This window comes from Streptomyces sp. GMY02 (genome assembly GCF_019056675.1).
Classification (GTDB): Bacteria; Actinomycetota; Actinomycetes; order Streptomycetales; family Streptomycetaceae; genus Streptomyces; species Streptomyces odonnellii.
The window spans coordinates 7,792,698-7,813,991 of the sequence record NZ_CP077658.1; the positions used below are offsets into that span (position 1 = coordinate 7,792,698).

At 71.4% G+C, this 21,294-nt stretch carries 21 protein-coding genes and 1 pseudogene; 9 read left to right on the forward strand and 13 right to left on the reverse strand.

The genetic code is table 11. The features are described from left to right. Positions 1–28: 28 nt before the first annotated feature. The 4 genes from KQY30_RS33135 to KQY30_RS33150 all read right to left on the reverse strand — a co-directional run bounded on the left by KQY30_RS33135 (position 29) and on the right by KQY30_RS33150 (position 4,171). Entirely contained in the window at positions 29–787 is a 759-nt protein-coding gene (locus tag KQY30_RS33135; RefSeq protein WP_217310218.1) for a PIG-L deacetylase family protein, read from the reverse strand. Between the two features lie 20 nt (positions 788–807). Beyond that, positions 808–1,461 (reverse strand): DUF1796 family putative cysteine peptidase, encoded by a 654-nt coding sequence (locus KQY30_RS33140; protein WP_254407441.1) that lies wholly within the window; start codon positions 1,459–1,461, stop codon positions 808–810. A gap of 20 nt (positions 1,462–1,481) precedes the next feature. Next, positions 1,482–2,684 carry an SAM-dependent methyltransferase gene (locus KQY30_RS33145; protein ID WP_217310219.1) on the reverse strand — a complete coding sequence of 401 codons (1,203 nt, stop codon included), beginning with the start codon at positions 2,682–2,684 and terminating at the stop codon, positions 1,482–1,484. Between the two features lie 284 nt (positions 2,685–2,968). Next, complete coding sequence (locus tag KQY30_RS33150; RefSeq protein ID WP_217310220.1) at positions 2,969–4,171, reverse strand: L-dopachrome tautomerase-related protein; 1,203 nt, start codon at positions 4,169–4,171, stop codon at positions 2,969–2,971. Positions 4,172–4,507: 336 nt separating this feature from the next. On the opposite strand from KQY30_RS33150, the gene KQY30_RS33155 reads away from it, so the two are divergent. Further along, on the forward strand, positions 4,508–5,326 hold the full coding sequence (locus tag KQY30_RS33155; protein ID WP_217310221.1) for a lipase family protein: 819 nt from the start codon (positions 4,508–4,510) through the stop codon (positions 5,324–5,326). A 156-nt stretch (positions 5,327–5,482) separates the two neighbouring features. On the opposite strand, the gene KQY30_RS33160 is transcribed toward KQY30_RS33155, so the two are convergent. Further along, the gene (locus KQY30_RS33160; RefSeq protein WP_217310222.1) at positions 5,483–5,839 is read right to left on the reverse strand and encodes a PRC-barrel domain-containing protein; all 357 of its coding nucleotides are present in this window, start codon (positions 5,837–5,839) and stop codon (positions 5,483–5,485) included. 181 nt (positions 5,840–6,020) lie between these two features. Here KQY30_RS33160 and KQY30_RS33165 point away from each other — a divergent pair, with 181 nt between their 5' ends. Continuing rightward, positions 6,021–6,509 (forward strand): GNAT family N-acetyltransferase, encoded by a 489-nt coding sequence (locus tag KQY30_RS33165; RefSeq protein ID WP_217310223.1) that lies wholly within the window; start codon positions 6,021–6,023, stop codon positions 6,507–6,509. 46 nt (positions 6,510–6,555) lie between these two features. Here KQY30_RS33165 and KQY30_RS33170 read toward each other — a convergent pair whose 3' ends face one another. The 3 genes from KQY30_RS33170 to KQY30_RS33180 form a co-directional block, all read right to left on the reverse strand. Next, the gene (locus KQY30_RS33170) at positions 6,556–6,927 is read right to left on the reverse strand and encodes a VOC family protein (protein ID WP_217310224.1); all 372 of its coding nucleotides are present in this window, start codon (positions 6,925–6,927) and stop codon (positions 6,556–6,558) included. Between the two features lies 1 nt (position 6,928). Further along, the gene (locus KQY30_RS33175) at positions 6,929–7,726 is read right to left on the reverse strand and encodes a phosphatase PAP2 family protein (RefSeq protein WP_217310225.1); all 798 of its coding nucleotides are present in this window, start codon (positions 7,724–7,726) and stop codon (positions 6,929–6,931) included. A gap of 112 nt (positions 7,727–7,838) precedes the next feature. After that, positions 7,839–8,501 carry a DedA family protein gene (locus KQY30_RS33180; protein ID WP_217310226.1) on the reverse strand — a complete coding sequence of 221 codons (663 nt, stop codon included), beginning with the start codon at positions 8,499–8,501 and terminating at the stop codon, positions 7,839–7,841. A gap of 113 nt (positions 8,502–8,614) precedes the next feature. Here KQY30_RS33180 and KQY30_RS33185 point away from each other — a divergent pair, with 113 nt between their 5' ends. Next, positions 8,615–9,049, forward strand: a complete 435-nt coding sequence (locus tag KQY30_RS33185) for a BlaI/MecI/CopY family transcriptional regulator (RefSeq protein ID WP_217310227.1) — start codon at positions 8,615–8,617, stop codon at positions 9,047–9,049. After that, positions 9,046–9,993 carry a M56 family metallopeptidase gene (locus KQY30_RS33190; RefSeq protein WP_217310228.1) on the forward strand — a complete coding sequence of 316 codons (948 nt, stop codon included), beginning with the start codon at positions 9,046–9,048 and terminating at the stop codon, positions 9,991–9,993. Before KQY30_RS33185 ends, KQY30_RS33190 begins: the two co-directional genes overlap by 4 nt. 231 nt (positions 9,994–10,224) lie before the next feature. Here the strand turns inward: KQY30_RS33190 and KQY30_RS33195 are convergent. Then, positions 10,225–10,632, reverse strand: a pseudogene (locus KQY30_RS33195) (hypothetical protein); the annotation flags it as partial. A gap of 467 nt (positions 10,633–11,099) precedes the next feature. On the opposite strand from KQY30_RS33195, the gene KQY30_RS33200 reads away from it, so the two are divergent. After that, positions 11,100–12,299: an acyltransferase family protein gene (locus KQY30_RS33200; RefSeq protein WP_217310229.1), complete on the forward strand. Its 1,200-nt coding sequence runs from the start codon at positions 11,100–11,102 to the stop codon at positions 12,297–12,299. A 100-nt stretch (positions 12,300–12,399) separates the two neighbouring features. On the opposite strand, the gene KQY30_RS33205 is transcribed toward KQY30_RS33200, so the two are convergent. Together KQY30_RS33205 and KQY30_RS33210 are read right to left on the reverse strand one after the other, a co-directional pair. Next, the gene (locus tag KQY30_RS33205; protein WP_046496678.1) at positions 12,400–12,855 is read right to left on the reverse strand and encodes a tellurite resistance TerB family protein; all 456 of its coding nucleotides are present in this window, start codon (positions 12,853–12,855) and stop codon (positions 12,400–12,402) included. A gap of 75 nt (positions 12,856–12,930) precedes the next feature. Further along, entirely contained in the window at positions 12,931–14,991 is a 2,061-nt protein-coding gene (locus KQY30_RS33210; RefSeq protein WP_254407442.1) for an ABC transporter ATP-binding protein, read from the reverse strand. A gap of 413 nt (positions 14,992–15,404) precedes the next feature. On the opposite strand from KQY30_RS33210, the gene KQY30_RS33215 reads away from it, so the two are divergent. Next, entirely contained in the window at positions 15,405–16,109 is a 705-nt protein-coding gene (locus tag KQY30_RS33215) for a dienelactone hydrolase family protein (RefSeq protein WP_217310230.1), read from the forward strand. A 30-nt stretch (positions 16,110–16,139) separates the two neighbouring features. Here the strand turns inward: KQY30_RS33215 and KQY30_RS33220 are convergent, their stop codons facing one another. Next, positions 16,140–16,934 (reverse strand): UbiA family prenyltransferase, encoded by a 795-nt coding sequence (locus KQY30_RS33220; protein WP_254407728.1) that lies wholly within the window; start codon positions 16,932–16,934, stop codon positions 16,140–16,142. A gap of 260 nt (positions 16,935–17,194) precedes the next feature. Between KQY30_RS33220 and KQY30_RS33225 the strand changes: the two genes are divergently transcribed. The 3 genes from KQY30_RS33225 to KQY30_RS33235 are packed head-to-tail and all read left to right on the forward strand — an operon-like array spanning position 17,195 to position 19,837. After that, entirely contained in the window at positions 17,195–18,247 is a 1,053-nt protein-coding gene (locus tag KQY30_RS33225; RefSeq protein ID WP_217310231.1) for a type III polyketide synthase, read from the forward strand. A 52-nt stretch (positions 18,248–18,299) separates the two neighbouring features. Beyond that, a complete protein-coding gene (locus tag KQY30_RS33230) occupies positions 18,300–18,824 on the forward strand; it encodes an isoprenylcysteine carboxyl methyltransferase family protein (RefSeq protein ID WP_217310232.1) in 525 nt (174 codons plus the stop codon). Further along, on the forward strand, positions 18,821–19,837 hold the full coding sequence (locus tag KQY30_RS33235) for an NAD(P)/FAD-dependent oxidoreductase (RefSeq protein WP_217310233.1): 1,017 nt from the start codon (positions 18,821–18,823) through the stop codon (positions 19,835–19,837). The genes KQY30_RS33230 and KQY30_RS33235 overlap by 4 nt, the downstream gene beginning before the upstream one ends. A gap of 37 nt (positions 19,838–19,874) precedes the next feature. On the opposite strand, the gene KQY30_RS33240 is transcribed toward KQY30_RS33235, so the two are convergent. Then, a complete protein-coding gene (locus KQY30_RS33240) occupies positions 19,875–21,125 on the reverse strand; it encodes a DUF4032 domain-containing protein (RefSeq protein WP_217310234.1) in 1,251 nt (416 codons plus the stop codon). Positions 21,126–21,294: the final 169 nt, after the last annotated feature.

The following is a 21,294-nucleotide window of genomic DNA, read 5'->3' on the forward strand; positions in this document are numbered from 1 at the left end:
CCTCGGCCCGCGGTTCACGAGATCCCGGTCAGACGGGCTCCTCCAGCTCCCAGACCCGCTCGGCCCGCAGCGGACCGCCGCGGGCCAGCACACTGCCGTGGTCGACGGCGAGTGGCGCGAGCTGCGAGGCGTAGCACTGCACCGCCGCGCGCTTGGCCGCCCACTGCTCGTCGGACAGATTCAGCTCGTGCGCCACCCGGAGCCGGAACCGGCTGTCGAGATCCCGGTAGGCCGGTCCGTAGTCCTCGTCCTTGGCGAGCCCGGCCTCCGCCTCGGGGGTGCCCCACTCCGGAAGGTGTCCGGTGTACGGCAGATCCGCGTAGACCAGGGGCAGCGGCCTGCCCAGCACCCCGATCACATGCAGGGCCCGGTCGCGGACCTTCGCGTGATCGGGCTGATTGGTGCCCAGCGGAATCAGCAGCCGGGTCCGTGGATCGAGCCCCGAGAGATACGTGTCGATCTCGTCGAGCACACCGCCGTCCCCGTACGGCCCGTCCGGATGCCCGAGCGCCACTGGCTCGGCACCGAGCAGCGCGCAGGCCCGCGCGTCCTCCGCCAGCCGCGCCAGATGCGCCTCTCCGGCCGAGGAGAAACCACAGGTGCTGTCCCACCAGGAGACCTCATGGCCGGGGGCGGGCGCCCCGCCGTAGACGGTCACGACGGTGACCGGGGAGTCCAGCGCCGGGATCAGCCCCGCGAGCGAGAGCACGGCGTCGTCGAAGTGCGGCGAGAGGATCACCGTGGCGGGCGGATCCGGGGCGAGCGGGGGCGTGGGCGGTGTGGTCATCGGGGAAGCGCTCCTGTCGGTCATGGTGCGGTGCTGGTCCTGAGCTGCCGGGCGGCGGCGAACCGCACCTCGCGGAACGCCGCGTCCCACTGGGCGTCGTCGCCCTGCCACCGCCCGGGGGCGGCGGCCACGGTGCCCCACGTGATCCCGGGGCCGAGGGCGTCGGCGGCCGTGTTGCCGGGTGGGGTACGGCGCAGCCACAGCAGATCGAAACGGTGGCCCGGGTGCGCCGTCGCGATGACCAGCCGCAGCCGGCGCAGATCGGCCGCGGCGAGTTCGTCGAAGGCGTCGTGATGGACGTACAGCACCCGCGCGGACGATCCCGCGAGCGCCCGCCAGCGGTCCGCGAGCGCCGCGAACTTGGCGCGGACGGAGCCGAGTTGGCTCTCGATGTCCGGCCGGCTGAGGGTGCTGCCGGAGGACGGGCGGAAGTCGTGGAAGAAACGGATGTCGGAGCCGCGGTCCAGCGCGCAGAGGCCGTCACTGAACGGCTCGACCATCCCGGGCCGCAGGACATGCGCGAAGTCGTCCGCGATGGTCTCCACGACCGACTCGAAGTCCAGATCGAGCCAGTCGAAGAAGTGGGCGCGGTCGTCACCGGTGATCCTGCGGATCTGATGGGTGGACTCGCAGTGGTAGCCGAGCCCGACGCAGCGGTCGTAGATCTCTGGCATGAGGCTCTCCCCGGGGGCGGTCAGCCGGCCGTACGCCGCAGCAGCAGCCCCACGCTGCCGCGCTTGCTGAGATAGGCGCGGCCCGCGCAGACCGTTTCGACGCGCGGAGGTACGAGGACGATCTCCTCCTCCGCACGCCAGACCGCCGACCGCTCCAGCCAGGGCCGTACGCGCGAGGCGAGCGCCTCGGGTTCGAGGGCGAGGAAGACCTGGTCCGTGCCGAGCCCGTCGAGGAGCGCCAGGTCCTGGCCGTAGTAGAGCATCTCGATCAGCAGATGGGCGGTGGCGCGGGCAGGGCCGTCCTCCTTGGCCAGTCCGGCGAGATCGGCGCCGTCCACGGTGACCGTGCCGGAGCCGGCGAGCGCGGCGGCGAGCCGGGTCCTGAAGACCGGGTTGGGCTCGGTGGCCCGTACGGAGAAGCCCGCCGCGGCGAGCCGGCGGGTCAGCGCGCCCTCGCAGGCCCCCACCTCCACCAGGGTTCCTCCGGAGGTGCCGCAGCGGTCCCGTACCCAGGCCGCGGTGGTGTCGAGCCGCTGCTCCTCGTACGGCGAGCTGCCGAACTCCCAGGGGTCCGCGACCGAAGCGGCCTCGTCGTCCAGGCTGGCGAGCAGCGCGTAGAGCCGCTCGCGCTGGGCGGGGTCGGCGTCGAAGAAGCGCTCGGTGGCCGGAATACGCGGTGTCTGGACGAGATACTCGGGGTCCGGCTCGGTCAGCAGTTCCGCGCAGTGGCGGTTGACGAAATCCAGCTTCGCCGCGACATGACGTCGCGTGAGCGGGCGGTCGAGATCGCTGAGGAACTGGAGGTACGGCGAGAAGCCCACGGCGTGCCGCAGTCCGGCGGGGCCGTACCGGATCTCCTCACAGGCGACGGCGGTGTCCCGGCCGAGCCGGCCATGGCTGCGCCGGTTGTCCGCCGGGGAGTGGGTCCAGACCCGTACGGTCTCCTCGCCCTGACTCTCCTGTCCGCCCCGTCCGGCGCCGGCTCGCAGCAGAAGCTCCGCGAGGACCTCGGGCCCTGGCGGGACGATGCCGTCCGTGACGGGCCTGACATGGGGCGCGAGGAGGGCGGGACGCCCGGCCGGATCCGTGCCCGCGGCGAGACTCAGCATCTCGGCGCGGTCGCCGAGGATCACCCGGATCTCCCCGCCCCGGTCATCGGTGAGTACGGACAGGAAGTCGAGAACGGCGTCCTCGGCCCGGAGTACGACAACGATATCAATCACGGTACTTCTGCCCTCGGTTACGGAGCCGACGAGGGAGCGGGACAGGGTGAGGCCGGTCGGGGAAGGCTCGTCAGGGTGTCGGCTGGCAGGGACCCTAGCGGGCACCCGGGTATGTGGTCCAGACCAATCGAATGAGTGATCGCTGAATTCCGGCCAGGTCCCGTGCCGGAACCGGATACCGGCCCAGGGCCGGAAAACGTTCGCGTCCGCCCGTGCGGCCGACCTGTCCGGCGGCGGCACGGGCGGAGCGGGGAAGCGCAGGACGGCCGAAAACCGTCTCGGGCTCAGCGTCTGGCCGGGCCGATGCCGATGTGCACCCGGAACAGGAAGTACGGCTTGCGCCGGAGGTCGTGGCCGCTGTTGTAGGCCGCCTGGCGGTTGAGCTGGTTGGCGATCACGTACAGGTTCTGGTCGTACCCGATGGACAGGGTGTCCGGCCAGATCAGCCGGTCGTCCTGGACGACCGTCCGGAACACACCGTCCAGGTCCCGGCGGACGATGGCGTTGTGTTCGATGTCGCCGCCGTAGACACGGCCCGCCCGGTCCATTTCCAGACCGTCGGACATGCCCTTGGTTCCCAGGTCGCGCACCGGGGGCTCGCTCCGATTCCGTCCCTCACGGCACGCGATGAGGTCGCTCGTGCGGACCGCGTACAGCTTCCGGCTGGACAGCGGGCAGAAGTACAGCCAGGTGCCGTCCGGGCTGAGCGCGATCCCGTCCGCCCCGATGCCGACGGGGGTCCCGGGCGCAGCACCGGGCTTGTTGAGGAACGGTCTGCCGTCGATCACGGGTACGAAGTCGGGCGCCGGCAGGGTGAAGGGCGTGTCGTCGAGGCACCGCCACGACGCACCGTCGGCCAGCCGCACGACGATCAGGCCGGTGGGCCGGTCGGGGGTGGCGTCGGTCAGATACGCGTAGCCGCGGCTGAGGTCGAACCGCACGTCGTTGACGAAGCTGTGTGGTCCCGCGACGTCCCTGGGCAGGACGATGGTGCGCACCACCTTGTTCGTCGCGAGGTCGATGGCGACGAGCTTCGGCCCGCCGTACGGGGCGTCGGCCCACACGATACGGCCGGTGTCCACGACCCAGAGGCGCTCCGCGGCATCGACGACCACGCTTTGCACGCCGAGGAAGTGGCGCGCTGGATCCGCTGGGTCGGCCTCGTTGATCTGCCGGTTCGGGTACGCGACGGCTTTCCCCTCGATGATCTCCGCCACCGAGAAGGGCACTTCGTCGCCCCAGTGCGGGAAGTTCACGAAGATCCGGCCGGAACGCGAGATGGTGACCCCCGTGGGCATCGCGCCGTAGAAGGCGGCGACCGGCTGGAGCGCCGGACCACGTCGCGCCGCGGCAGGTCCGCGCGGCACGGCCACGGCCCGCGGCGAGCCGATCGCCAGCGACAGGCCCATGGCGGCGGGCAGGGCGACGACCGCGCGTCGGCTGGGTATGGCGGGTGAACCGCCCGTCTGTGCGTCGGAGTTGCGCATGATGGGGGACTCCTTCAGGAGAAGGGCGGATCGAGGAGCGCCGGGCGGGTCGGTCACCTGACCGAGTGCGTCCGAGGCGGTCGCTCGCCGAGGGAATCCCGCGCGGAGGCGGACGATGCGGAGACGGAGGAACCGGGCCCGGGTTCTCGCGTCGGCTTCCGCGTGGCTGTTGTGCTCAGAGTACGGAGTTCGGCCCGTCCTGCCACTTGTCCCAGGGCGCGGTGCGAGCGCTTCCGTACGCCGCCCGTGCGGGTGAACGCGGCCCTGGGGCGAGTCCGGAAAGTCGTAAATCATCGGTCTCGCCAATGGACACCCGCATCCGACCGGAGGAATGCCGTGCCTCTCGCCCCGATCGACCATCGGACGACCGGTTACCAACTGTCGCACGCCTACTGGCTGGCCAAGGCCTCGGAGCTGGCCTACCGCGACAAGGACATCGCCCGAGCGGCCCTGACCGAATGGGGGTTCGACCGGTTCCGGCACTTCGAGTCACCGCACGAGATGCCGTTCCCCCTGGACGACACCCAGGCGTACACCGCCGCCAGCGACCGCATGATCATCACCGCGTTCCGTGGGACCACGCCCCAGGAGATCCGTGACTGGCTGACCGACGGCAACGCCCCGCCCGTCCCCGGCCCCGGGAACAAGGGCTTCGTCCACCACGGCTTCCACCGGGCGCTCGCCTCGGTCTACCCGGAGGTGCGCGACGCCATCAAGCAGTTCCGTACGAGCGGCCAGACCGTCTGGTTCACCGGCCACAGCCTGGGCGGCGCGCTCGCCATGCTCGCGGGCACCCGGCTGTACTTCGAGGAGCCACGGATCCTGGCCGACGGCATCTACACCTACGGGCAGCCCCGTACCTGTGACCGGCTGCTGGCCGCCGCGTACAACGCCGCCCTGAAGAGCCGTACGTACCGTTTCGTCAACAACAACGACATCGTGCCGCAGGTCCCGCCGGCGCCGCTGTTCACGCATGTGGACGGCGTCAAGTACTTCGACGCCGACGGGAAGATCCATGACCGGTTGCCGTTCGTCGATGTCCTCAAGGACCGGGTGACGGGCCGTACGGCCGATCTGTTCGCGCCCGCCTGCGACGGCATCCGCGACCACTTCATGCCCGCGTATCTGGCGAACCTCGAGAAGAACCTCGTCTGAGACCGAGTTCTGAGTCCCAGCGCCGAGTCCCAGCGCTGAGTCCTCCGTGTGAGCCCCAGGCCCGAGGTCCGGGTCCGGGGCCCTTCCGGCCGGGCGGTCCCTGCCGGAAGGACCCGCCCGGCTTCTGGTCGGCCCTGTCGCCCTGCCCCGCCCGTCTCAGCGGCGCGCGAGCCGGCGCTCGCCCGCCGCGCCGGTCGTGTAAGGCAGCCCGTAGTGCGAGAAGACCTGGGGCTCGTCCTCCGCGAGCAGCTCCCCGTCGGTGTCGATGGAGGGGGCGTCCTTGGCCAGATTCCTGTCCCAGGTGACCTTCAGATAGCCGGGACCGACCGTGGCGTCGCCCAGCGGGACGAAGACCAGACGCCGCCTGGTGGGCAGCCCGACGGTTACGGTGGCGAACGACGGGGCGTCCGTCGCGGTGTCGACATAGACCGATTCGAGAGAGCCGATCTTCTTCTTGTCCGCGTCGACCACATCGTGGCCCCGCCACTCCCGGATGTCCTCAGCTTCGAACATGGACGATTCACCTCTTTTCGGATCCCTCATGGATCCTTCTCGGTATCGCCTCTTTCTTGGTCATTATCCTGCAAAGACGGCGCACTGCCCCGGGGGCGGGAACCCCGGGCCGCCGGTGCGGTACGGCGCGGTGCGGGAAAAGCGCTGGCGGCCCGGCGGACCCCACGGGCATCCTGGCCGCATGCCGATCAGGGAAGCCACCACCAAGGACTGGACCGCCATCTGGCCGTTCTTCCACGAGATCGTCGCCGCGGGCGAGACCTTCTCGTATCCGCTCGACCTCGGCGAGAGCCAGGGCCGGGAGTGGTGGATGCAGACGGCTCCGAACCGTACCGTCGTGGCCGTCGACGAGGCCGGTACGGTCCTCGGCACCGCGAAGATGGGCAACAACCAGTCCGGAAACGCCGGGCATGTCGCCACCGCCAGTTACATGGTCGATCCGGCGCGGTCGGGGCAGGGTGTGGGGCGGGCACTGGTCGAGCACACCCTTGACTGGGCACGCACGGCGGGCTTCCGCGCCATCCAGTTCAACGCGGTCGTCGAGACCAATACGTACGCGGTGAAGCTGTACGAGTCGCTCGGCTTCACGATCCTGGGCACGGTGCCGGAGGGCTTCCGGCACCCCGCACAGGGCTATGTCGGGCTGCACATCATGCATCGTCCGCTGTGAGCCGCTCGCTGAGCCGCCGCTCGCCGAGGGGCCCGGTCCGGGCCGGTCAGTGCTCCTGGAGTACGGAGAGCACATTGCCCGCCGGGTCGGTGAACCAGGCGATGTACGGGCCGCCGGACCGGTGGACGCCCTTTTCGTCCGCGTCCATGCCGGGGTACCGCTCGAAGGTCACGCCTCGGCGGCCCAGTTCCTCGACCGCCGCGTCGATGTCGTCGACCGGGAAGTTGAGGACGGTGAAGGTCGCGGGCGTGTGATCGGCCTTCGGGTAGACCAGTACGGTCGTACCGCCGGCGAGGCGCAGACGCAGCAGGCCGTACTCCTCGGACACGTCCAGCCCCAGCGTCTCGTGGTAGAAGCGCTTGGCCTTCTCGATGTCGTCGACGGCGAATCCGCTGTATGCCTTGGTGGTGCCGAACATGTCAGTCGTCCTTTCGGGGCGCGTTCCTTCCGGGGGAGCTTCCGAGAGGTAGACGGTCGAGGCGGCCCGGACTCATCGGTCCCCGCACAAGCGCCAGCAGCGTCGCGCCGAGGCTCAGCCAGAAGGCCGCGTACAGCCATCCTCCGAGGACATCGGTCGCCCAGTGCACCCCAAGGTAGATCCGGCTCAGCCCGACGGCGACCGCCCAGCAGGCAATGAGTGCGCAGAGCGTGTACGTGAGGACCCGGCGGCCGGCGGTCCCCCCGCGCCGGCGGGTGAGGGCCCAGATCAGCAGGCCCGCCATGAGCGCGGACGTGGTGGCGTGGCCGGACGGGAACGCGTAGTTGGAGGCATGCGTCGCCCAGTCGCCCGCCGGGGGACGCGAGCGGTGGACGGCGGCGAGCGGGACGTGGCGGAGGAGCTGCCCGGCGATGAGGAACAGCAGGGTGCCGGCCGCGGCCGGCAGGCCGTATCGCAGAGATCCCGCCCATCCCTGTTCCGCCGAATCCGTCGCTCCGTCCGGCATCTGTCGCCGCCACTGCCGTATCCCGGGGCCCGCGAGCAGGCCCGCCACGACCGCGCACAGATAGGGCGGGACCCCGGTGCCGGTCGCTGTGATGCCCCGGGCCACCGCCGTTGCCTCCGGCGGGCGGTGGTCCAGAGACCAGTCGAGCGCGTCGCGGTCCAGCGGGAACGGGGCCCCGTTCCGGCCGGTCACCAGCACCGCAAGCAGGGCGAAGGCAGCAGCGAACAGCGCGCTCAGCGCCGCCGTACGAATACGAAGAGCCCCCGATGGCATGGGCCTCACCACGCGGCCGGCAGCGGAACGCCGAAGAGGGCCATCGTCGTCCCCTTCGTGCGGAGGCTGTCGTCGAACCGCCCGTCGTGTACAGGGCCCGCCACGCCGGCCATCAACGGGCCTCCCCTTCGGACGCGCGGCGCGAGCGCAGCACCTCCAGGGCCAGCGGAATCAGCGAGACCACGACCACGACGGCGACGATCGGCAGCAGATAGCGCTCCACATCCGGTACGGACGAGCCCAGCGCGTATCCGGCGAGCACCAGACCGACCGTCCAGACCGCGCCGCCGAGGACCTGCCAGAGGGTGAAGAGCCGCGCGGGTACGTTCAGCGCGCCGGCCAGCGGGTTGAGCACGGTCCGTACGACCGGTACGAAGCGGGCCAGCACGATCGCCTTGGCATGGCCGTACCGGTCGAGCAGCTCCTCGGCGCGCGCCGCGCCCTCGTGCAGTTTCCGGGCCCGGCTGCGCGCCAGCAGCGCCCGGCCGCCCCGGCGGCCGATCCAGTAGCCGGTCTGCGCCCCCAGCAGGGCTCCGGCGGCCGAGGCGACGAGCACCTGGGGCAGCGAGAGATGCGCGGGCCCGGTCGCGCCGGGCACGCTCAGCAGCCCGGCGGTGAAGAGCAGCGAGTCGCCGGGGAGGAAGAATCCGATCAGCAGGCCGGTCTCGGCGAAGAGGACGACGGCGATACCGAGGGCGCCGAACGCGGAGAGCAGGGATCCCGCGTCGAGGAGGTTCACGGCTTGCGGCATCGCGGCGAGCGCGGATACGGCCATAAGGGGGCTGCTCCCATAATGGTGGGCAGGGGTGTCCTGCGTGACGATCTGATTGTCTACAGTGCTGTAGACGGTCTACTTCACTGTAGACGAGAAACGGGAGGAGCGTCCCCATGGGCGACGAGAGCGCGGAGCGGCGGCCGGCCGGAGAGCTGGAGGCCGGTGTGCTGGCGGCGCTGTGGGCCGCGGACGGACCGCTCACCCCGGGCCAGGTGCAGGGGGCGCTCGGAACGCGGCTCGCCCGTACCACCATCACCACGATCCTGTCGCGGCTGTACGAGAAGGGCACCGTCACCCGGGTCAGAGCGGGCCGCGGTTACGCGTACACACCGACCGAGGACGCCCCCGGGCTGACCGCCCGCCGTATGCACTCGGAGCTGGCCAAGGACGAGGACCGCAGCGCGGTGCTCGCCCGTTTCGTCTCCCAGCTCAACGACGAGGACGAACGGCTGCTGCGCTCACTGCTGGACGGCGCGGAGCCCAGGATGGACGATCAGGCCGGCGGTGTGGACAGCCTGGACGGTCCGGACGGCGGGCGCGCCGGATGATCTACCTCGTCTGGGTCCCGCTGCTGATGCCGTTCCTCGCGGTGCCCGCCGCCCGCCGGGTCGCCGCGGCCCTGGCGCCGCGCCACGCCGCCTGGCTGCTCACCGCCGTCGCCCTCGTGCTCGCCGCCAGCAGTTCGGCCGCGCTGGCCCTGCTGGTCGTCCCGGGCGCCTCGTACCTGCCCGTCGTGGCCGTTCTCGGTGAACTGCTGGAGCCGCTGAAGGCAGGGCCGCCCGTGGTGGCCGTCGCGCTCGCGCTGGTCGCCGGGGCCCTGCTGGTCTGGCGTACGGGCGTACTCGCCGTCGCCGCGCACCGCGGCCGCGCCGAACTCCGCCGGGCCAGGGCCGCCGCGGGCGGTACGGACGGCGAGCTGGCGGTCCTGCGGGACGCCCGGCCCGACGCGTACGCCCTGCCCGGGCGGCCGGGCAGGATCGTGGTGACCACGGGAATGCTCCGCGCCCTCGAACCGGCCGAGCGCGAGGCGCTGTTCGCCCATGAGCGCGCCCATCTCCGGGGCCGCCACCATCTCTTCCTCACGGCCGTGGAACTGGCCTCGCTCTGCCACCCGGCCCTGCGTGCCCTGTGCGAGCCGCTCCGTTACGCGCTGGAGCGCACCGCGGACGAGGCCGCCGCGGCGGCCGTCGGCGACCGGCGCCTCGCGGCGCGCGCCATCGGCAGGGCCGCCCTGGCGGCCAGGGAGGACCGGGACCGAGCGAGGCCGCGCGCCGTCCTGGCGGCGACCGCGGGGCCGGTGCCCCGGCGGGTCGCCGCGCTGCTCGGCGGGAGCGGTGGAGCGAGCGGCCCGGGGCTGCCGTCCCGTACGGGCCGGCTGATCGCGGGCGCACTGCTGTGCTGCGTGGTGCTGTCCGGCGCCACGGCGGTGGGCGCGGCGGACGACCTCCACGACCATATAGAAATCGCGCAGGGAGAAAGCGCGGCGGACTGATCGTCCGCCGCCGCGGGCCGGCCCCGGATCACCGGGACCGCTGTTTCGAACCCCCTTTCGGGCTCGTCCGGGAATTCATCCGTACAACCGGCCCAACTGCATGGTTTCGGCGAGGGATTCCTCGCTCGTCACCCGCTGCCGGCCGGTGTGGCCCGGGTGTCTTCGGTACTGGTGCGCCGGAGCCAGCGCGGTAGCGGCGAACGAGCGCTCCTGAAGGGGCGTTTCCGGCAGCGAGGCGGGCGCGAGCATAACCGGAAGAGCCCGGTCCATTCGTAACGCGTCAACCGATTCGGCGAGCAGTTCGTATTCCGTCGTGTCGTCGCGGGTGGCGACACGCAGAAGCCGTCCTGCGGCCAAGTGCTCGGCGACCAGGTCCTGGTGGGCCACATCGTCCCGCCAGGCGCGCAGGGTCGCCGGGACGTCGGGCACGGTGTCCGCCACCGGAGCCAGTGCCTCCGCCGGAAAATGCTTGCTTTCTGGGCTGGGATCGAGCCGTTCGGCTATCCATGTCGCGCGATCCCGCAACCACCACAGTGCAAGTGCCAGAGTGGGAGCGCGATATGTGCCGAGGGGTACGCCGATACGCTGTCCACCGCAGACTCCATATGCGGTGACATGGCAAAGGAATTCGTCATGCACGGCCGCTCTCCTTGCGCCGTTCTGTGAGGCCGGTGGTCTGGGCCGCAATTCTTGGCAGTGACATCGCGCGGTGCGGCGGGCGATTCCGTGGGGCGATTTCCCGGGACGGGGAGATCTTCCTTTGGAGGGCCCGAAGTTCCAACTATGAAGGCCTTGTTGACGACCTGTCACGAGCCCGATCCGGCCAGAGTGGCGTGCATATGCCGATCGGTGGCCGAAAACCGTATGTGATCGGACGGAGACGCACCGTACAGGAGCGGAACCGGGGAGTCCGTGACAATTGGGCTCGGAATCTTCACATCCGCCCGGGTGTGGCAGGTCGGCCGGGCGGGGGCCATGGAGTGACACCCGGGTTAACGGGTGGTTGACAGATTCGTTAGGGTGCCTTGAATGTTCGCTCCGCTGATTCCCCCCGCAATCCTGCTAAGAGGCCTCCCCGCCACCTTGGGTTCCACCGGGGAGGCTCTATGACGCAGATCACCGATCAGCCGGCACGGTCCGTGTCCGGCGCCGCCACGGCCGGTACGGCGAAGGACTCGGCGGAAAGTGTCGCGGAGCCGTCCGCGGGAGCCGCGCCGGGCGAGGCGGCCAGGACCGCCAGGAGCCGGGACGCCTTTTTCGACAACGCCAAGTATCTGGCGATCGTCCTGGTCGCCGTCGCGCACGCGTGGGAACCGCTCCGGAGCGACAGCCGCGCGGTCTCGGCGCTCTACATCGTCGTCTACGCCTTCCACATGCCCGCGTTCATCATCATCTCCGGCTACTTCTCACGGAGTTTCGACTTCCGGCCCGACCGGGTGCGCCGACTGATCACGGGCATCGCCGTCCCGTACATCGTGTTCGAGGTCGCCTACAGCCTCTTCCACCGCTGGACGGACAACGATCCGGACATGCCGGTCAGTCTGCTCGACCCGTGGTACCTGACCTGGTTCCTGCTGGCGCTCTTCGTCTGGCGGATGTCGGCGCCCCTCTGGCGGGTGGTGCGGTGGCCCGTCCCGACCGCCCTGCTGATCGCCGCGCTGGCCACCACCTCACCGGAGATCGGCGACGATCTGGATCTCCAGCGGCTCCTGCAGTTCCTGCCGTTCTTCGTGCTGGGTCTGCGGCTGAGGCCCGAGCACTTCCAGCTCGTACGCCGGCGCGCGGTGCGGATCGCCGCCGTACCGGTCTTCGCCGGCACCGTCGTCTTCGCGTACTGGGCCGTCACCCGGATGAACATGGCGTGGTTCTTCCACCGCGCCAGCGCGCAGGAACTGGGTGCGCCCTGGTGGGCCGGGGTGCTGATGACCTTCGCGCTCTTCGGCTGCGCCCTCGTCCTGACCGCCTGTTTCTTCGCCCTGGTCCCCGGGCGGCGGCTGTGGTTCACGGCGCTGGGGGCCGGCACGCTCTGCGGCTATCTGCTGCACGGATTCCTCGCCCAGAGCGCGGGCACCTGGGGCTGGTACGACCACGGCTGGCTGTACGGGCCCGCCGGCGCGGTGTTCGTATCGCTGGTCGCGGCCGTGGCGGTCACCCTGCTCTGTACGAAGCCGTTCCAGCGGATCTTCCGCTTCGCCCTGGAGCCGGAGATGGCCTGGGCGTTCAAGAAGGAGCCACCGAGGCGGGAACCCCCGAACCGGGAGCCCCTGAAGCAGGAACCCGAGAAGCGGGAACCCGCGAAGAGCTGACCCCGTCACTTCTGCGGCTCGGCGGGACGCAGGGGCTCGGCGGGACGGACGGGGCGGTGGCCTGCGGAAGCCACCGCCCCGCCCCTGCCCGCCGTACCGCTCAGAGGTCGAACTCGTGCGGGGGCAGGTCCAGCGCGTAGCAGGCCTCGCGGACCACGGCCTGCTCCTGCTTGTCGAAGTTCCCGTCCGCGCCGCCGATCACAATGCCGATCTGAATGACCGCGCGTGCCTCCGCCGGCTTCTTCTTGGCCTTGGCGACCTCCTGGAGCACTCCGACCTTGCCGAACGCGAAGTCGGCCGTCAGCTTGTCCAGGGCCGCGTCGAAACGGCGCTGGAGATCCTCCGCCGGGAAGTTCCGCAGCACCTCATTGGTCGCGATCAGGGTGGCGACCCGCTGCCGCTCCGCGGGGTCCACCGAGCCGTCCGCCGCCGCGACCAGGGCGCACATCGCCATGCTCGCGTCGCGGAAGGCACCGCTCTTCAGATCGTTCTTCTTCGCCAAGAGCTGCGACTGCATCGTCGTGGCGGATTCCTTGAACCGGTCCCACAGGGCCATTCCGTCATCTCCTCAGGTGGTGCGCAGAGCCAGCCGTTCAACGTCCGGGACCGCCGTCCCGTGCCCGCGCGGGCATCACCCCGTACCGCCGGGCACGGTTTCGTCCGCCCGTTCCGCCGGCCTTTCCGTCCCGGTCCGGGCCGCGGGCGGAGCGGACTGTGCGGGCACCTCGGGACCGCCCGTCCGGTACTGCTCCGACTGGAGCGTGAACAACTTCCTGAACAGGCCGGGTCCTTGGTGCCCCTCCGCCATCAGCGCCGCGAAGTCGCCCGCCTCCACCAGCCTGCCCTGGTCCAGGACATAGATCACATCGGCCGACCGGACACTGTGCAGCCGGTGCGTGACAAGGATCACCGTCTGCCCGTCGCCCGCGAGATCGCGGATCTGCTGGAACGCGGCGATCTCGGCCGCCGGGTCCATGCTGCTGGTCGGCTCGTCACAGATCAGCAGGCCCGCCCCGCGGTAGTACGCGCGGGCCAGGGCAAGCCGCTGCCACTGCCCGCCCGACAGGTCCACCCCGCCCTCGTACCCCTTCTCGCACAGGGTGTCCCAGCCGCGCGGCAGCTCGCCGACCACCTTGTGCGCGCCGGCCAGCTCCGCCGCCACCTCAAGCCGTTCGAGGTCCCCGATCTCGGACGGCCGGCTGATGGCGACATTGGCGCGGGCCGTGAACGGCCAGCGCTGGTAGTCCTGGAGCACCAGCGCCACCTGGTCGAAGACCTGGTCGCGGTCCAGGTCGCGGACATCGGTCCCGTCCCAGCGGATCTGCCCCTCCGACGGCAGATACAGCCCGGCGAGCAGCTTGCTGAGTGTCGTCTTGCCACTGCCGTTGACCCCGACGAGGGCCACGATCTGGCCCCGGCGGATCGTCAGCGACACCGAGTCGAGCGCCGGGGTCTCCCGGCCGGGGTACGTGAACGACACCCGGTCGAATTCGATCAGCGCGGGCGGCCCCGGCACGGGCGTACCGCCCCTGGGGATGGCGCGGAGCGCGGCCTCGTCCCGCGCCTTGATCAGATCGGTCATGAACAGCGACTGCTCGTAGAGATGGTGGATGTGTGTGACCATCCGGCGCAGCCCCGAGGTGCCGTTGGTGAGCGCGAGCGCCGCGGTGGCGCCCGAGGCGAGCGGCATATGGCCATGGGTGAGCAGCCAGGCCAGCAGTCCGTACGTGACCGCGGCGGTCACCCCGGACAGCGCCGAGGTCAGCAGGTCCGTACCGGCCTCCCGGTGCGCCAGCTTCGTCTGCTCCTGCGCGGCCTCGACGCCCATCCGGTCGAACTGCTCCAGCAGAAACGGACCCGCGCCATGGACCCGCAGCTCCGGGCCCGCCTTCTGGGAGATCAGCAGCCGGCGCAACTCGCCCTGCTGCCGTACGTGTTCGATCCACACCTGGATCGACTCGTAAGTACGGCGGGCCGCCCTGACCGTGCCCCAGGCCTTGGGCACCACAACGGCGATCAGCAGGGGCAGCAGGACCGGATGCAGCACCGCGAGCACCCCGCTGACCGCGATCAGCGCCATCAGCGACTCGACGATGCCGAGCGTGTGCTGGATCAACTGGCGGGCGGCGGTCTGGCCGTGCTGGCCGGAGTCGAGGATCTTGTGGAACTCCGGCTGTTCGAGATGCTCCATCTCCACCCGGATCACCGGGGTGAGCATGGTCAGCGCGGCGAGCCGCTCCACCTTGGGCTCCAGCCGCCCGGTACCGCCGAAGGTGACCGCGCGCAGCGTGGCCGCCACCGCGCCGGCCCCGCCGACCAGCAGCAGCGAGGGCAGCGCCTCGGCGATCCGGTCGGCGGTGGGGCCCGCGGTGAAGAGGCTCACGAGCACACGGTTGGTGGCCAGCAGCCCGAAGACGGTCGCCGCGGCCTGGCCGAGCTGGGCGATCGCGACGACGGTCAGCGCGGCGCGGTCGGCGCGCCAGGCCAGCGACACCGTATGGCCCACCAGCCGGGGGATCTGCCGCAGGATCGACCAGAACGAGGTCCGCAGGCGCGCGCCCTCATGGGTGGTCCAGCCCCAGGAACCCTTCAGCCGGCCGCCGAAGAGGAGCTGCTCGGGCGGCGAGTTCTGGACGTACGGCGCGGGGCGGAAGCGGAATTGGAGCCGGCGGGGAAGGCGCAGCGGATTCACTCGGCGGCACCGCCCTCTGCGTCAACCGCGTGCAGGGCAGCCCCGGGCGAGGTGGCGTCGTACTCGAACGCGCGAAGCCCGCCGGGACGGCGGGCGGCAGGGGGAACAGGTAACACAAGGCCTCCTGAACTGACGACAACGGTTGCGGGTGCTCGGACAACGGACCTGATCAAGGGCGTGTAACGGGCCCTCAAGGACGAATCGTCGGACAGAGTTTCGAGTGGGCCCGGTAGTCCGTACGGGTCCGGGCCGGTCGGGTCATCGTGTCGCGTTCGAATCACCCGGGAGGGGTGCGTTCACCTGATCGGGGGATTGTGTTGCGAATGCGAAGCCACGGCCCACCCCCGGTCGTCGGCCGACGGCCCGCTCTCTACGATCTCGGTGTCACCGGTCACCATTGAGGAGCACCTCCCATGCCCACCGAGCCCGCCTTCCAGAACGTCTCGTTCCCGAGCGCCGGAGCCACCGCGTACGGCTATCTCGCCGTGCCGCCCGCCGGACACGGCCCCGGCCTGATCGTCATCCAGGAGTGGTGGGGGCTGACCGCCCACATCAAGGACGTCACCGACCGCTTCGCACAGGCGGGCTTTGTCGCGCTCGCGCCCGACCTGTACGGCGGCCGGGTCGCCCATGACAGCGCCGAGGCAGCGCGGATGATGGCGGATCTGCCCACCGAGCGGGGCGTCGACCTGCTCTCCGGCGCGGTCGGCTATCTGCTCTCGCGGCCCGAGACCGACGGCGACTCGCTCGGGACGGTCGGCTTCTGCATGGGCGGCGGATTCGTGCTCGCCCTCGCCGCCAAGGACCAGCGGGTCGCCGCCGCCGTACCGTTCTACGGGGTCATCCGGGACGGCGCCCCCGACTTCTCCCTGCTCAGGGCGGAGATCCTCGGCCAGTACGGCGAGGAGGACCCCACCGTGCCGCCCAAGAGCCTCGACGACCTCAAGTCCAGGATCGTCGCCCAGTCGGGCATCGTCCCCGACTTCCGGCTGTACCCGGGGGCGGGCCACGCCTTCTTCAACGACGCCCGGCCCCAGGCCTACAACGCCGACGCGGCCAGGTCGGCCTGGGAGAGCACGCTCGCCTTCCTCCGCACCCACCTCGCGCCGTCGGCCTGACCTGCCCCGTCCGCACGCGCCCGCTCGGACTCAGGCCAGGGCCGTCCCCTGCCGGAGCAGCAGCGCCACATCGACCCCCGCGACGAGAATCGCCGCGAGAAAGGGGACCTTCGGCCGGTGACGGCCCATCAGCGACCCGGCGGCGGCCATGACCACGGCCGCGGCCACGGCGACCGCGCCCAGCGGCCCCGGCCTGCCGAGCGCCAGCAGGACCGTGGCCGCCACCAGCGGGACGGGCAGCAGCAGCCGCACCACGGACGGCCCCAGCCGCTGCGGCCAGCCCCGCACCCCCAGCGCCAGATCGGAGCCGATGTCGGGCAGCACATTTCCGAGATGCGCCCCGACCCCCAACAGCGCGGCGGCGGTGACGGTCCACCAGGCGGGCCGGGGCTGGCCGGGCAGACCGAGCGCCACAAAGGCGGGCAGCGAGGCGAACCCCACCGCGTACGGCAGCCAGGACAGGACGGTGGACTTGAGCCGGAGGTTGTACGACCAGGCCGCCGCGACCCCGGCGAGATGCACCGTACCGGCGAGCCGCCCGTACGCGAGGGACAGCGGTACGCACAGCGCCAGCGCGACCAGCGCGGCCGTCCGTACGGCCCGCGCGCTCACGGCGCCGCCCACCACGGGCTTGGCGCTCCGGCCCACCGCGGTGTCGCGGGCCGCGTCGACCGCGTCATTGCTCCAGCCCACCGACAACTGCCCCGCCAGCACGGCGGCGGCCACCAGCGCGCATCCGGCGGCGTCCTGCCCGGCGGCCACCGCGAGCCCGGTGATCAGCAGGGTCACGGCGGCGGTGGGGCCGGGGTGGCACGCCCCGAGCAGCGCGGCCGTCCGGCGCGGCCACCGTACCGGCGCGGCGTCGGCGCGCCGCCGCCCGCCGCGAAGGTCGACTTCCTCGGCCGTGCCCACCCCGTCGATGCCGTCCACGCGCCCATCGTAGGCAGCACGCGGCACGCGGTGCTCCGCGCGTCATCGCCGACGCCGCCGTGATCGCGCGGCCGTACAGGCGACTTAAGTGTGTGACACGCCGTCGCCGGGGCAGGGATTGCACGTCAGTCACCACCCCCGACCCCGGACCGCAGATGACACGCATCGCAGCCGTCCATGGAGCCCTGGCTCCGCATCAGTATGCCCAGCAGGACCTCACGGACATGGTGGCCGAGGTGTGTCTGCCCGCGGACGCCGACCGCAGGGTGCTGGACCGGCTGCACCGCGCCGCGCGCGTGTCCACCCGTCACACCGCCCTGCCGCTCGACCGGTACGCCGGACTCACGAACTTCGGCGAGGTCAACGACGCCTTCATCGCGGCGGCCGTACCGCTGGGCGCCGAGGCCGTCGAAGGGGCGCTGGACGCGGCGGGTCTCTCCCCGCGCGATGTCGATCTGCTGATGTTCACCTCGGTGACGGGCATCGCCGCGCCCTCGGTGGACGCGCGCCTGGTGGGACGGCTCGGTCTGCGGCCGGACGTCAGACGGGTGCCGGTCTTCGGACTGGGCTGTGTCGCGGGAGCGGCGGGCATCGCGCGGCTGCACGACTATCTGCTCGGGCGGCCCGACGACGTGGCGGTCCTGCTCTCGGTCGAGCTGTGCTCGCTCACCTTCCAGCGAAACGATCCGTCGCCCGCCAATCTCGTCGCGTCCGGGCTCTTCGGGGACGGCGCGGCGGCCGTCGTCGCCTGCGGCGCCCGGCGCCGGACCACCGGGCCCGCCGTCGTCGACACCCGCAGCAGGCTCTACCCCGACAGCGAACGGGTGATGGGATGGGACATCTCCGGCTCCGGCTTCCGTATCGTCCTGGACACCAGCGTCCCCGACGTCGTACGCAAGTACCTCTCGGAGGACGTCGACGCGTTCCTCGCCCAACACGGCCTGAAACGCGAGGACATCACCGCGTGGGTGTGCCATCCCGGCGGGCCCAAGGTACTGGAGGCGCTGGAGGAGTCCCTCGAACTCCCGGACGGCGCACTGGACATGACCTGGCGCTCGCTGGCGGCCGTGGGGAACATGTCCTCGTCGTCCGTCCTGCATGTGCTGCGCGACACCCTCGCGGAACGGCCGCCGCCGGCCGGGACCCCGGGGCTGATGCTCGCCATGGGACCGGGATTCTGCTCCGAACTGGTCCTGCTCCGGTGGTAGAACCGACCGCACCGCAGGCGGACCGGGCTGGTGGAGAGGAACGGGAAGAGACATGATCTGGTACGGCGTGCTGGTGCTGGCCGTCGGCGCCGAGCGGCTCGCCGAACTCGTCGTCGCCCGGCGGAACACGCGCTGGAGCCTGGAGCGCGGCGCCGTCGAGCGGGGCCGGGGCCACTACCCGCCGATGGTCGTTCTGCACACGGCGCTGCTGATCGGCTGCCTGGCCGAAGTACGGCTGGCCGAGCGCCCGTTCACCCCCGTGCTCGGCTGGACCATGGTCGCCGTGGTGGTGGCCGCACAGGCGCTGCGCTGGTGGTGCATCCGTACGCTGGGACCGCGCTGGAACACCCGGGTGCTGGTGGTGCCCGGGCTGCCGCTGGTCACGGGCGGCCCGTACCGGCTGCTGCGGCACCCCAACTACGTCGCGGTGGTGGCCGAGGGCGTCGCGCTGCCCCTGGCGCACGGTGCCTGGCTCACCGCGCTGGTGTTCACCGCACTCAACGCCGTGCTGCTGGCCGTCCGGATCCGCTGCGAGAACCACGCCCTGGCCCTGGCCACCGCCGGAGCCCGGCCATGATCGACCTGCTGGTGGTGGGCGGCGGGCCCGCCGGACTGGCCACGGCCGTCCACGCCGCGCAGGCGGGTCTTGAGACGGTGGTGATCGAGCGGCGGGCCACCCCCGTTGACAAGGCGTGCGGCGAAGGCGTGATGCCCAGCGGCGTACGCGCGCTGACCGCCCTCGGACTCGACCTGCCGCGCGGGCATCCGCTACGCGGTATCCGCTACGTACGCGGAAACCACCGGGCCGAGGCGCCGTTCGACCATGGAACCGGGCTGGGGGTACGGCGTACGGAACTGCACGCGGCGCTGGCGCGGCGGGCAAGGGAGACCGGGGTACGGATGCTGACCGGCCGTGTCGGCGAAGTCGTCCAGAGCACGGACTCGGTGACCGCCGGCGGGCTGCGGGCGCGCTGGCTGGTGGCCGCGGACGGGCTGCACTCGCCCGTACGGCGCGGTCTCGGCCTGGGCCTGCCCGACCGCGGGCCCCGGCGCTACGGCCAGCGGCGGCACTACCGCATGAAGCCCTGGACTGACTTCGTCGAGGTGCACTGGTCGTCGGCGGGGGAGGCGTATGTGACACCGGTGGCCGGCGACCTGGTCGGGGTGGCCGTGCTCAGCCCGGTGAGACGCGGTTACGACGCCCATCTCGAAGGCTTCCCCGAGCTGCTGTCCCTGCTGGACGGCGAGCCCGCGAACGCCGTACGCGGAGCGGGCCCCCTGCGCCAGCGGGTACGCGGCAGGACCGCGGGCCGGGTGCTGCTCGTAGGTGACGCGGCGGGCTATGTCGACGCGCTCACCGGCGAGGGCATCGCGCTCGCCCTGGCATCGGCCGAGGCCGCCGTACGGTGTCTGCGGGCGGGACGGCCGCAGGAGTACGAGAACGCCTGGCGCAGACTCTCCAGGCGCCACCGGCTGCTGACTCAGGGGCTGCTCCGGGTCAGCGGCCACGCGGCGGGGGCCCGGCTGATCGTACCGGCGGCGGCCCGGATGCCGTCGCTGTTCGCGGCGGCGGTACGCGCTCTGCAGTGACGGCGCCGCCACAGGGCCGGCTCCGGGGCCGGCCGGCTCAAGGGGACAGGCCGTTCGCCGGGTCCGGCGGGGTCATCGCCCGTACCGAATGCGGCAGCACATGCGCGATGTAGTCCTCGATGGTCGCCTCCAGACCCACATCGCGCCCCGCGCGCTCCGACAGATACCAGCGGTGCTCCAGCACCTCGTGGTAGATCTGCGCCGCGTCCATCTCACCGCGCAGCTCCAGCGGTACGGCCCGTACCGTCGGCCGGAAGACATCGCGGACCCAGCGGTGCGCCAGCACCTCGGGGCGGGCGCCCAGTGGATCGCCCGGCGCGTAGTCGTCCTCGCCGGCCATCCAGCTCTCCAGATCGTTGAGCAGGCGCCGCGCCTGGTTCTCCTCGGCATCCAGACCGGTCAGCCGCAGCAACTGCCGCTGATGGTGGCCAGCGTCCACCACCTTGGGCAGAAACGTCACCGTGTCACCCATCGGGGAGCGCTCGATCTGCATCTCCGCCACATCGAAGCCCAGATCGTTGAGGCGCCGGATCCTGCGGTCGATGTAGTGCCGCTTGTCCACCGGATAGACCGACTCGCGCGTCACCTCGTGCCACAGGTCCTCGTACCGCTGCACGATCGCGGCGCCGAACGGCACCGGGTCCACCGACGGATGGAGCGCGCCCGAGGCCTCCAGGTCCATCAGCTCCCCGGCGATGTTGACCCGCGCCAGCTCGATGTCGTACTCCCGCTGGCCCCGGCTCAGGTTCGGCTGGATCTGCCCGGTCTCGGCGTCCACCAGATACGCGGCGTACGCCCCGGCGTCCCGGCGGAAGAGAGCGTTGGACAGTGAGCAGTCGCCCCACGCGAACCCGGCGAGATGCAGTCGTACGAGCAGGACCGCCAGCGCGTCCATGAGCCGCTTGACGGTCGAGGGGCGCATCGTCGACTCGAACATCGAACGGTAGGGGAGCGACCCCTTGAGATGGCGGGTGATCAGCGCGGGCTCCAGCGGCTCGCCGTCCGCGTCCACCCGTCCCGTCACCACCGCCAGCGCGTCCACGGCGGGAATGCCGAGCCGGTGCAGATCGCGCAGCAGCCCGAACTCCCGGACCGCGCCCCGCTCGGATATCTCCTTGACCGCCACCACCTCGGGTCCGGCGGACGCGAAGCGCACCACATGGCGGGAGATACCGCGGGGCAGCGCCACGAGACAGGCGTCGGGCCACTGGTCGAGCGGTGTGTTCCACGGCAGATCGAGGAGCACGGCCGGCTGCTCGGGATTGGTCGCGCTGATCTGGAGCGCCATCGTGCCTCCCACGGCGGTCGTCGCGGCGGGCACCGGACCCGGAACCGCCCACCACAGTGTGCCGGTATGTGTACAGGCCCTTGGCACGGGGCGTACGGGGCCGGTGGACGGCGGGGGTGTACACGTGTTTACCCTGAGAGGGGTGAACAGTTGTGCACCCCTGTGCCCC